This window comes from Streptomyces capparidis (assembly GCF_054782095.1).
Window position 1 is genome coordinate 1 of the sequence record NZ_BAAGTD010000031.1, and the last position, 11,561, is coordinate 11,561.

Below are 11,561 nucleotides of genomic sequence, written 5' to 3' on the forward strand. Positions count from 1 at the left end.
TTGTGCCTTCCGATTGTCTTCCTAAGACCGCTTGGCCTCCGACTTGCGGCGTCCTCGCGGACGCCGGCCCGCTGCCCGTCCCCGGTGTGCCGCTGCTCGGTGCCGTGCCCCGCCGCGGCCGCCCGGGGCGGGGCGGCGGGCTCCTGTTCGGGGGGCGCGACGGCCGAGGGGTTGGGGCGCGAGTGCACGGATCGCCGCCTTCCTGCTGTTCCGGTCCTGTGCAGTGACCGTACAACGTGCGGAGGGCACGCCGAATCCGCCTGTGGACAACCCGTCTGTGGACAACCGGGCCGCGTTCGGCGGCCGGACGGCTGCGGACGAGGACCCGGAGCGCCCTTCGGTCCGGCCTGGGACCCGCTGGCTGCGGGTCGGCGGCAGGCCGTTGTCTACTGAGCGCCCGGGCCCCGTCCGCGTCGCACCAGCCGACCGGGCCGGCCGGCCACGCGCGGTCGTGCCCGGGGCGCTGGACCTGGCTCGCGTGCGGCGGCGCGCCCTCGCGGGCGCGGGCGCCGCCTGGGTCCAGGGGCGTTGCGGCACGAACGGTGTGGGGGGTCACCGGTCGGACGTCCTGTGGTGGACGCCGCCGAACCTACTCGCCCGCGCCCGCCGCCTGTCAACAGCCGTCCCACCTGCACGAATGCCGAAAAACAGCAGGTCAGTGCGGTGCTGTCGGGCGCCGGGCGACAGGCCGACGGCACATCGTTCGGCGGTATCGCGCCCCCGTGATCACCCGTTCGGCGTCATGTGCACCACGCGGCCCGCGACCACGGTGCGCAGGCAGTGGGGCAGTTCCGCGCCGGGTGAGACGTCGGGCAGCCCCGGGGTGCCCGAGCGCGGGTCGGTGGACCAGCCCGCGACCCGCTCGTCCGGGGCCTGCACCAGCAGGTCGTCCGCGGCCCACACGGCGTAGTGGGCGGGCGCCCCGGGCACCAGCACGCCCGTGTCGTCGTGGCCGAGCGCCCGCCAGCCGCCGCGGGTGTGGGCGGTGAAGGCGGCGCGGGCGGAGATCCGGTGCTCGGGTGTGCGGTGGAACACGGCGGCCCGCACCGTCCCCCACGGGTCGAGCGGGGTGACGGGGGCGTCGGAGCCGAAGGCGAGCGGCACCCCGGCGCGCAGCAGCGCGGCGTAGGGGTTGAGGGTGCGCGCGCGCTCCCCGCCGAGCCGTTCGGCGTACATCCCGTCCTCCCCGCCCCAGGCGGCGTCGAACGCGGGCTGCACGGAGGCGATCAGGCCGAGCTCGGCGAACGCGGCGACGGCGCCGGGCCCGAGCATCTCCGCGTGCTCCACGCGGTGCCGGGCGGCGCGCAGCCGGGCGAGCCCCACCTGCTCCGCGACCCGGCGGGCCCCGGCGACGACCGACTCGACCGCGGCGTCGCCGATGGCGTGGAAGCCCGCCTGGAGCCCGGCCCGGGTGCAGGCGAGCAGGTGGCCGGCGACCGCTTCCGCGTCCAGGAACGCGGTGCCGCGGTGCCCCGCCGCGTCCGCGTAGGGCTCGCACAGGTGGGCGGTGCGCGAGCCGAGGGAGCCGTCCACGAACAGGTCGCCGGCGGCGCCGACCGCGCCGAGTTCGCGGACTCGGGCCGCGCCGTCGGCGTCGTCCGGGGCGAGGGCCTGCGCCCAGTAGCCGAAGACCAGCGGGCCCGGCTCGTGCGCGGCCAGGGCGAGCAGGTCGGCCAGGTCGTCCTCGGAGGAGATGTCCGGGCCCGCGCACTCGTGGACGGCGGCGATGCCCAGGGACGCGGCGCGGCGCAGCGCGGCCCGCTGGGCGTCGCGGCGCTGGGCGGGGGTGACGGCGGCGTGGGCGGCCCGGCGGGCGGCGTGGTGGGCGTCGCGGGTGAGGGTGCCGTCGCCCTGGTGGCCGTCCAGGTCGGCGATGCCGGGCACGGCGTCGAGCAGGGCCGGGGAGACGGCGGCGGAGTGCATGTCGGTGCGGGTGAGGTAGACGGCGCGGCCGGGCGCGGCGGCGGCGATCTCCTCGCGGGTGGGCGCGCGGTGCTCGGGCCAGCGGGCGGAGTCCCAGCCGTGGCCGAGCACCACGCGGTGGTGGGGGTGGGCGGCGGCGTGGGCGGCGAGGCGCTCCAGGGCGTCGGCCAGGGACGGGCTGCCGGTCAGGTCGAGGCCGGTGAGGGCGAGCCCGGTGGCGGTGGTGTGCACATGGGCGTCGGTGAACGCGGGGGTGACCAGGGCGCCGTCGAGCTCCACGACCTCGTCGACGCTGCCGGCGTGGGCGGCGGCCGCGCCCTCGGAGCCGAGCCAGGCGATCCGGTCGCCCTGGACGACCATCGCGGTGGCGAACGGGTCGGCCGGGCTGTGGATCGTGCCGCCGCGCAGCAGGACGGTGCGGGGGCGGGAGCCGGTGGCGGGGGTGTCGGTCGGGGTGTCGCTCATGGGGGCAAGTCTGCCTCCGCGGCCCCGCCGGGCCGCGCGGGGGGCGCCCTCGGGCGGGCGGAAGGCGCCCTGGTCAGGCGATGGGGGGCCGGGCCTCGTACGGGGTGCTGAGCACGACGGTGGTGCGGGTGGAGACCCCGGCGAGGGAGCGGACCCTGGCCAGCAGGTGCTCCAGTTCGCCCGGGGTGGCGACGCGCACCTTGAGGATGTAGCTCTCGTCGCCCGCGACGCTGTGGCACGCCTCGATCTCGTGCACCTCCGCGAGCCGCTCCGGCACGTCGTCGGGCGCGCTGGGGTCGAACGGCTTGACGGAGATGAACGCGGTGAGCGGCAGCCCGACGGCTTCGGGGTCCACGATGGCGGTGTAGCCGCGGATCACCCCGCGCTGCTCCAGACGGCGCACCCGCTGGTGCACCGCCGAGGTGGACAGGCCGGTGGCCCTGCCCAGGTCGGTGTAGCTCATCCGCCCGTCGGCGAGGAGCAGTCGTACGATCTGCCGGTCGAGGTCCTCCACAGCGCAAGAACCTACAGCGCGCCGGTCCCCTTGGCACACCTGCGCGGTGTCCTCCGGCCGGTGGAGGCGACGGGGTCCCGCGCCGCGGGCGGCGGTGTCCGTGCGGCGGTGTCGGTGCGGCGGTGCGGTCGGGGGCGCTGTCGGTGGCGGGGGCTAGCTTGGCGGGCATGGCTGCGGTGAGTGCGGGGCCCGCGTCGGTCGAGGAGTTCGCGCGGGTGGTGGAGGAACTGGTCGGCCGCCCGGGGGTGAGTGCCGCCCGGGCCCGCCAGTTGCGGTGGGTGGCGGGCGAGCTGCGGCGGGCCGGGCGCAGGGAGGAGTTCCCCGCGGCGGCCCGCGGCTCGCTCGCGGCGCTGCTCGGGCAGGAGGCGGTCGGGGCCTATCTGGCGCTGGCCGGCCGCGGTGAGCTGCGCACCCGGGAGGTGCCCGACCCGAAGCGGGTGTCGGACGCGAGCATGCGGGTGCGGGTGGACTGCCTGGAGCTGGTGGCGAGGGCCGCGGGGCTGCCGCCACCGGAGCCGCCCCGGCCCGCCCCGCCGCAGCCCAAGCCGACGGTGGGGGCGCGGCAGCGGTCGCTGCTGCGGCGCCACCTGGCGGACCGGGCCGGGCACGAGGGCGCGGACGCGGGGCGGGTGCGGCTGCTCGCGCTGATCGGGGTGGTGCTGGACACGGGGGCGCGGGTGGGCGAGCTGTGCGCGCTGCGCCTGGACGACCTGCCGGGCGACCTGGCGACGGTGCGGGTGGTGCGGCGGCCGCAGGCGCGTTCGGTGAGCCCGCCGGTGGCGGAGGTGCTGCCGTTGTCCGGGTCCACCCGCACGGCGCTGCGGCACTGGCTCGCCGTGCGTGAGGAACTGGTGGAGGCGGTGCGGGGCGGCAGGACGGCGCTGTGGGTGTCGGTGCGCAGCAACCACGCGGGCGTGGTCGGCGAGGACGGGCGGGTGCTGCGCCGCCCGCCGGGGATGCCGTTGATGCCGCGGGGGCTGGCCCGGGCCTACACCCGCGCGGTGGTCCGGCTGAACGCGGAGATGGCGGGCCGCCCCGGGTGGGAGCCGCTGCCCTATCGGCTGGAGCAACTGCGGCGCGCGGTGTGCGAGGAGCTCCAGGCGGGCGCGGACGGGGATCCGCGGTGAGGGCGGCCCGGCGCGGCGGCGGAAAATTCCGGTGCCGGAGGCGGCTGTCGCCGCTACATTCCACAGCGGGAGCCGCCCGTCGCGAGAAACCCGTCACCGGCCCAGGACTCCGCCCGGAGCACCGGGGAAAGCGGAAGGCCACTTGTCGGATGTGCGGATCAAACGAAATCGACCATGCGTCAACAGGCGCACTGGGGGCGCTCGGTGGCGCTCGCACATCCGTGGTGTGACGAACGACACTCACCGTGCAACCTGCGTTGAAAGCTGCCGCGATTAGCCGGGTCACGGGACGGGAAATGCTCGCTATGGCCGAGGCCGAAGCGCCCAAGGGCCCATCCCAAGGGGGAAATCATGCGCAGTTCTGATTCTTTGCGTTCGTCCGGCGCCGACGACTTCGCCGATCCCGGCGACGAGTTCGACCGGATCGGTGCGGCGGAGGAGGAGATGTGGGAGATCTTCCACGTCCAGTGCCCCGACTGCCGCCGGCCCATCGCCCTCATCGAGGGCGAGGAACACCTGCCGGAGCACGCGCTGTGCCCGACTCCGTGGAACCCGTTCGGGCTGCGGGTGTGCAAGGGCTCGGGCCGCCCGGTGGAGGACGCGGGCGCCGCCGGCGACCCGACCGGCACCGAGGAGGCGGACCTGGCCGGGGTGCTGCTCACCCTCCCCGAGGGCCTGGACTGGCGGACGCAGCCGTTCTCCCACGTGGGCGGTCCCGGCTCCCGCCCGATGCGTGTGCGCAGGCCCGCGGCCTGATCCCGCCCGTCCGCGGCCTGATCCCGCCCGCCCGGGGGGCCGGCGGGTCCCGGCCCGCGGGGCCGGTCCGGCGCCGCGTACGCTGAGCCCCGTGACGAACGACCCGACCGGCGCGCACCGGTGAGGCGCGGTCGCGCCCGGGCGGCGGTCGCCGGTCTCACCGCCGCCGTCGCGGCCGCCGCGCTGCTGGCCGGCGGCTGCTCCTCGGGACGGGACGGCGGCCGGGGCGAGGACCCGGACAGCGCGGGCACCGGGGCGGCGCCCGCACCGCCACCCGTGAACGCGCCCTTCGACTACCAGATCGGCGGCGGCTATCCGCCGCCGTCCGCGGTCCGGGTGGTCGCGCGCGACCGCGAGGACCGGCCCGCCGAGGGCCTGTACACGATCTGCTACGTCAACGCCTTCCAGGCCCAGCCCGACGAGCTGGCCTGGTGGCAGCGCGCGCACCCCGACCTGCTGCTGCGCGACGACGCCGGCGCCCTGGTGATCGACCGGGACTGGGACGAGGCGCTGCTGGACATCTCCACCGCGGACCGGCGGGAGCGGCTCGCCGGGATCGTGGGCGCCTGGACCGACGGCTGCGCCGAACGGGGCTTCGCCGGCGTGGAGTTCGACAACCTGGACTCCTTCACCCGCTCGGGCGGCAGGCTGGACGCGCGGGACGCGGTGGCGTTCGCCGCCCTGCTCACCGAGCGCGCGCACGAGCGGGGCCTGGCGGCGGCGCAGAAGAACACCGCCGAGTTGCTGGGCGACCGCGAGCGCGCCGGGTTCGACTTCGCGGTGACCGAGGACTGCGCGCGGTACGACGAGTGCGGCGCCTACATCGAGGCGTACGACCGCCATGTGGTGGACGTGGAGTACGAGGACGCTGACTTCCGCACCGCGTGCGAGCGCTGGGGCGAGAGCATCGCGGTGGTGCGGCGCGACCGGGACGTGACCCCGGAGGGGCGCCCCGGCCACGTGTACCGCTCCTGCTGACCGCGGGCCCGCGCCCCGGCGGGTGGGCGCGCCCGCCCGGCACCGCGCACGAACGCCGAGCCCGACCCCGGATTTGACGCTCCGTCACAGCAACGCGGAACGCCGGGTTCCGTCCAGGGAAACACCAGGACAACATCATCCGATTTTCGTACCGCAATGCCCGCTTTTCGCCCGACACGCGACCCGTCCCGGCTCATTGCTCCCGGCAGATCGCTCCCGTTACGGTGCTTCACCGCACGTGTGTCCTGCGTCACCCCGACCACCGTTGGGAGCAGCCCGTGACCGACCAGTCCCGGCCGCCCGAGCAGTCCCCGAGATCCGCCGCCACGCACCGCCTCCTCGCGGCCGGTGTGCCCAGGAGGAGCGTCCTGGGCGCCGCCGCCGCGATCGGCGCGGGGGCGGCGCTCACCGCGCACTCCCCCGCGTCCGCCGCCGACGCGCCGTTCGACCCCGCGCCCGCCGCCGAGGCCCTGGCGCGGCTGCTGCCCGGGCACGCCGGGCAACTGCGGCTCGTCCCGGTCGCGCGCACCGGCGGCGGGGACCGCTTCCGCGTCTCCGGCCGGGCCGGCCGCGTCGAGGTGCGGGGCACCAGTTGCGCCACCCTGCTCACCGGCGTCCACTGGTACCTGAAGTACACCTGCTCCGCCAACGTGTCGTGGACGGGCCGCCAACTGGACCTGCCCGCCGTCCTGCCCGCCCCGGTCCGGCCGCTGGAGCAGGAGGCGTCGGTGCCGCACCGGTTCGCCCTCAACGACACCAACGACGGCTACACCACGCCGTACGGCGACTGGGCGCACTGGGAGCGGCTGATCGACGTCCTGGCGCTGCACGGCTGCAACGAGGTGCTGGTGGTGGCCGGGCAGGAGGCGGTGTACCACCGGGTGCTCCAGGAGTTCGGCTACTCCGACGCCGAGGCCCGCGCCTGGATCCCGGCGCCGTCCCACCAGCCGTGGTGGCTGCTCCAGAACCTCAGCGGCTACGGCGGCCCGGCCACCCCCGAGCTGCTGGCCAGGCGCACCGAGCTGGGGCAGCGGATCGTGGCGCGGCTGCGCGCGCTGGGCATGGAGCCGGTGCTGCCCGGCTACTTCGGGCACGTCCCGGACGGCTTCACCGACCGCAACCCGGGCTCGCGGGTGGTGCCGCAGGGCAACTGGCACGGGTTCAAGCGGCCCGACTGGCTCGACCCGCGCACGGCCGCCTACCGGGAGGTGTCCGCGTCCTTCTACCGGCACCAGCAGGAGCTGTTCGGGCGGGCCGGGTACTTCAAGATGGACCTCCTGCACGAGGGCGGCACGCCCGGCGACGTCCCGATCCCGGACGCGGCGCGCGGGGTGCAGGACGCGCTGAACGCCGCGCACCCGACCGCCACCTGGGTGATCCTCGGCTGGCAGGCCAACCCGCGCCCGGAGCTGCTGGCCGGGGTGGAGAAGGACCGCATGCTGATCGTGGACGGCGTCTCCGACCGGTACCGGTCCGTCACCGACCGGGAGGCCGACTGGGGCGGCACCCCGTACGCGTTCGGCACCATCCCCAACTTCGGCGGGCGCACCACGATCGGCGCCAAGACCCATGTGTGGGTGGAGAAGTACTTCGCCTGGCGGGACAAGCCGGGCAGCGCCCTGGTGGGCACCGCCTACATGCCGGAGTCGGCGCACCGCGACCCGGCGGCGTTCGAGCTGTTCAGCGAGCTGGCGTGGCGACGGGAGCCGGTGGACCCGGCGGCGTGGTTCGCCGCCTGGGCGGACCTGCGCTACGGCGGCAGGGACGCCGCGGCGCGGGGCGCCTGGGACGCGCTGCGCCGCACCGCCTACCAGCACACCGCCAACGAGCGCAGCGACCCGCACGACAGCCTGTTCCAGGCCCGCCCGTCGCTGACGGCCGTCTCGGCGGGCGAGTACGCCCCGAGCGCGCTCACCCACGACCCGGCCGCCTTCGACGCGGCGCTCGCCGGGCTGCTGCGGGTGCGCCCGTCCCTGCGCGGCTCGGACGCCTACCGGTACGACCTGGTGGACGTGGCCCGGCAGGCGCTGGCCAACCGCAGCCGCCAACTGCACCCGCAACTGCGCACCGCGTGGGCCCGCAAGGACCTGGAGACGTTCAAGGCGCTGTCGTCGCTGTGGCTGCGGCTGATGCGGCTGAGCGACGACCTGGCGGGCACCCACCGGGAGTTCCTGCTCGGGCCGTGGCTGGAGGACGCCAAGCGGATGGCGTCGGGCGAGGCGGAGGCCGCCGAGCTGGAGCGCACCGCCCGGGTGCTGCTGACCACCTGGGGCGACCGGCCCACCGCCGACCCGGGCAACCTGGCCGACTACGCCAACCGGGAGTGGCACGGCCTGATCGCCGACTTCTACCTGCCGCGCTGGCAGCGGTACCTGGACGAGCTCACCGACGCGCTCGCGCAGGGCCGCGGCGCCGCGACGTTCGACTGGTACGCGCTCGAGGAGCCGTGGACGCGGGAGCGCCGCGCCTATCCGCAGCGGCCGGTGGCGGACCCGGTGGCCACCGCCCGCCGGGTGCGGGACGCGCTGGCGACCGCCCCCTACCAGGGGACGCTCACGGTGAAGTCGGACCCGGCCACGCTGGAGCCCGGCGGGACCGCGCGACTGGAGGCGACGTTCCGCAACGTCAACGGCCTCGCGCCGACGGGGCGGGTGGACTTCACCCTCACCGGCCTGGACGCCCGGCCGGACGGCGCGACCTCGCTGCCGGAGGTGCCCGCGGGCGGGCAGGACGTGGTGCGCTGGACGGCCACGGCCCCCGCGGAGCCGCCGGACCGGCCGCTGCGCCCGCTGCCGTTCGAGCTCGCCGCGGAGTACGGGCCGCGCGGGGAGCCCCGGGTGCGCGGCGTCCACCCCGGCAGCCTGTACGTGGCCGGGCCCCTGGAGCCGGGCCTGACGACGTGGACGAACAACGCCGCGGTGTTCGGGCAGCTCGGCGACCGGTGGGGCATCGAGGGCGGGGGCACCGACCTGTGGCGGGGCACCACGCACTTCGGCGCGGTGGTGCGGGCGCGGGCGATGGGCGAGGGCACCTCCGTCACGACGCGGGTGGACAGCCAGAGCGCGTCCGGGCCGTGGGCGCGCGCCGGGATCGTGGTGCGCGACGCGATGGGCACCCAGGGCTCGCTCGGGTTCGTGAACCTGGCGGTGACGCCGTCGAACGGCGTGGTGCTGTCGTTCGACTCCGACGGCAACGGCCAACTGGAGACCTACCGGCGGATCACCGGGATCAAGGCGCCGGTGACGCTGCGACTGACCCGCGCCGGTGACCAGTACACCGGCGAGTGCTCCACCGACGACGGGGCGACCTGGCGGACGGTGGCGACGGTGACCGCGCCGGGCGGCGCCGCCCGTCAGGACGTCGGCCTGTTCATGTCGGCGACCAACGGCGGTTCCGGGGCGCGGGGCCTGGTGGAGTTCACCGGGTTCGCCGTGGCGGGCGGCGAAGGCAGCAGGTGACGGGAGCGGGCCCCCGCGCGGGTGCGGGGGCCCGGCCCGCCAGGCCGTATCCCCCGCCCTTCCCCCGGCCGGGCCGCGAGGTGTCCGGTATTCGCCGATCGTGTAGCAAGTGCGTACCAGCCGTGCTGCGTTCTGCTGTGCACTGACAGGATGTGAACCCCTGCCCATCACACCAGTGAACGGAGTACGCATTTGCTAACCCTCAGATCTCGTGCCTCGGGGGCCAGAAGGCTGGGCGCGGTCCTGGTCGTCTCCAGCGTGGCGCTGGTGGCGGCCCCGGTCGCGACCGCCGAGGCGGCCTCGGGACCGAGTGGGGTGACCGCTTCCGGCGCCTTCCTGATCGACAGCACCAAGAACAAGACGCTGTGGAGCAAGGGCGCCGACACCAAGCGGGAGCTGGCCAGCACCACCAAGATCATGACCGCGGTGACGGTGCTGGACACGCCCAAGCTCGATCTGAACAGGAAGATCACGGTCAAGCAGCTCTACCGTGACTACGTCGCCAAGGAGGGGGCCAGCACCGCCGACCTGAGGACCGGCGACAAGCTCAGCGTCGGGCAACTGCTCGACGCGCTGATGCTGCCGTCGGGCTGCGACGCGGCCTACGCGCTGGCCGACGCCTTCGGCAGCGGCAGCACCGTCTCGGCCCGCACCAAGTCGTTCATCTCCAAGATGAACAAGAAGGCCGACGCGCTCGGGATGACCAAGACGGAGTTCGACTCCTTCGACGGCATATCCCAGGCGGGCAAGAACTACTCCACGCCGCGCGACATGGCCAAGCTGGCCCGTCACGCCATGCAGAAGAAGACGTTCCGCGACGTGGTGAAGAAGAAGTCGTCGAAGCAGAAGGCGACCAACGGCCGGGTCTACACCTGGTACAACACCAACAAGCTCCTCGGCTCCTACAACGGCGCCGTGGGCATCAAGACGGGCACCGGGACCAAGGCCGGCCCCTGCCTCGTCTTCGCCGCCACCCGCAATGGGCGGACGGTCGCCGGCGTGGTGCTGAACGACGCCAACCGGTTCCGCAGCGCCGCGCGGATGCTGGACTGGGCCTACGGCACCAACCAGGCCAGCTACATGAAGCTGCGCCAGCTTCCGGCCGGCGCGCAGCAGGACTGACGCCGCACGGCTCCCATCGGCCCCGTCCGCCCGGCCCGCCGGCTCTCGCCGCGCGTCTCCGGCGGGCGGGGCCGATGGCCTCCGGCCGCTTCCCGGGGCCAGTGCGCCGTCCGGGAAGCGGCCGGTGTTCCGATGTCGTCGCGCTCTTGTGTCGCTGTGCTCTTGTGTCTCTGTGCTCTTGGGTCCTCTCCGTCGGCGGGGCGGTTCAGAGCTTGCGCAGCGCGGGGAGCAGCGTGCTCTCCGCCCACTCGATGAACGGCTCCTGGTGGTCGCCGCCGACCTGGACCAGGGCGACCTCGGTGAAGCCGGCGTCCACATAGGGCTTGAGCCGGTCCACGAACAGGCCCACGTCGTCGCCGCAGGGGATCGCCTCCGCCACGTCCTCCGGCTTGACCAGCTCCGTCGCCTGGGCGAACGACGCCGGCCCGGGCAGCTCCGAGTTGACCTTCCAGCCGCCGGGCGACCAGCGGAACTGGTCGTGGGCGCGGGCCACGGCCGCGTCGCGGTCCCGGTCGTAGCACACCGCGAGCTGCCCGACCTTCGGCTTGCCCTCGCCGCCGTGCCGCTCGAAGCCCCGCACCAGCTCGGCCTCGGGCTCGGTGGAGATCACCAGGTCGGCCAACCGCCCGGCCAGCTCGCAGCCGCGCGCGCCGGAGACGGCGACGCCGATGGGCGGCGGGTCGTCGGGCAGGTCCCACAGCTTGGCGGACTCCACGTCGAAGTGGGTGCCGCGGTGGTTGACGTAGCCGCCCGCGAACAGCGCGCGGATGATCTCCACCGCCTCCTCAAGGGCCTCGAGGCGGACGTCCGCGGACGGCCAGCCCTGGCCCACGACGTGCTCGTTCAGGTTCTCCCCCGAGCCGAGTCCGAGCCGGAACCGCCCTTCCGACAGCAGTTGGAGGGTCGCCGCCTTCTGGGCGACCACCGCCGGGTGGTAGCGGAACGTCGGGCAGGTGACGTAGGTCATCAACGGGATGCGGCGGGTCGCCTGCGCCGCGGCGCCGAGCACGGTCCAGGCGTACGGCGCGTGGCCCTGGGAGTCGAGCCACGGGAAGTAGTGGTCAGAGGTGACGGAGAAGTCGAACCCGGCCTCCTCCGCGCGCACCAGGTCCTGGACCAACTGCCGCGGACCCGCCTGCTCGGTCATCATCGTGTATCCCCATCGCACCATGGGCCTCGGGTGCCCCCGTATGGGCGACCAAAACACGACTGGTGAGG

At 75.1% G+C, this 11,561-nt stretch carries 8 protein-coding genes; 5 read left to right on the top strand and 3 right to left on the bottom strand.

The annotated features are described in order from the left end of the window. Positions 1 to 726 precede the first annotated feature (726 nt). Together ACYVO2_RS23625 and ACYVO2_RS23630 are read right to left on the bottom strand one after the other, a co-directional pair. On the bottom strand, positions 727 to 2,388 hold the full coding sequence (locus ACYVO2_RS23625; RefSeq protein ID WP_461009955.1) for an amidohydrolase: 1,662 nt from the start codon (positions 2,386 to 2,388) through the stop codon (positions 727 to 729). Between the two features lie 73 nt (positions 2,389 to 2,461). After that, a complete protein-coding gene (locus ACYVO2_RS23630) occupies positions 2,462 to 2,902 on the bottom strand; it encodes an Lrp/AsnC family transcriptional regulator (RefSeq protein WP_461009956.1) in 441 nt (146 codons plus the stop codon). A 167-nt stretch (positions 2,903 to 3,069) separates the two neighbouring features. Here ACYVO2_RS23630 and ACYVO2_RS23635 point away from each other — a divergent pair, with 167 nt between their 5' ends. The 5 genes from ACYVO2_RS23635 (at position 3,070) to ACYVO2_RS23655 (ending at position 10,343) form a co-directional block, all read left to right on the top strand. Then, positions 3,070 to 4,029 (top strand): tyrosine-type recombinase/integrase, encoded by a 960-nt coding sequence (locus ACYVO2_RS23635; RefSeq protein WP_461009957.1) that lies wholly within the window; start codon positions 3,070 to 3,072, stop codon positions 4,027 to 4,029. 351 nt (positions 4,030 to 4,380) lie between these two features. Continuing rightward, positions 4,381 to 4,785, top strand: a complete 405-nt coding sequence (locus ACYVO2_RS23640) for a hypothetical protein (protein ID WP_461009958.1) — start codon at positions 4,381 to 4,383, stop codon at positions 4,783 to 4,785. A gap of 120 nt (positions 4,786 to 4,905) precedes the next feature. Next, positions 4,906 to 5,763, top strand: coding sequence for an endo alpha-1,4 polygalactosaminidase (locus tag ACYVO2_RS23645; protein ID WP_461009959.1), 858 nt, complete (start codon positions 4,906 to 4,908; stop codon positions 5,761 to 5,763). 350 nt (positions 5,764 to 6,113) lie between these two features. Next, positions 6,114 to 9,221: an alpha-N-acetylglucosaminidase gene (locus ACYVO2_RS23650; protein WP_461010013.1), complete on the top strand. Its 3,108-nt coding sequence runs from the start codon at positions 6,114 to 6,116 to the stop codon at positions 9,219 to 9,221. Between the two features lie 192 nt (positions 9,222 to 9,413). Continuing rightward, positions 9,414 to 10,343, top strand: coding sequence for a D-alanyl-D-alanine carboxypeptidase family protein (locus tag ACYVO2_RS23655; protein ID WP_461009960.1), 930 nt, complete (start codon positions 9,414 to 9,416; stop codon positions 10,341 to 10,343). 205 nt (positions 10,344 to 10,548) lie between these two features. Here the strand turns inward: ACYVO2_RS23655 and ACYVO2_RS23660 are convergent, their stop codons facing one another. After that, a complete protein-coding gene (locus ACYVO2_RS23660; protein ID WP_461009961.1) occupies positions 10,549 to 11,514 on the bottom strand; it encodes an LLM class F420-dependent oxidoreductase in 966 nt (321 codons plus the stop codon). Positions 11,515 to 11,561: the final 47 nt, after the last annotated feature.

Coding starts and splice junctions, on each gene's coding strand:
- ACYVO2_RS23635 (WP_461009957.1), top strand. CDS start 3,070: ATGGCTGCGGTGAGTGCGGGGCCCGCGTCGGTCGAGGAGTTCGCGCGG.
- ACYVO2_RS23660 (WP_461009961.1), bottom strand. CDS start 11,514: ATGGTGCGATGGGGATACACGATGATGACCGAGCAGGCGGGTCCGCGG.
- ACYVO2_RS23640 (WP_461009958.1), top strand. CDS start 4,381: ATGCGCAGTTCTGATTCTTTGCGTTCGTCCGGCGCCGACGACTTCGCC.
- ACYVO2_RS23625 (WP_461009955.1), bottom strand. CDS start 2,388: ATGAGCGACACCCCGACCGACACCCCCGCCACCGGCTCCCGCCCCCGC.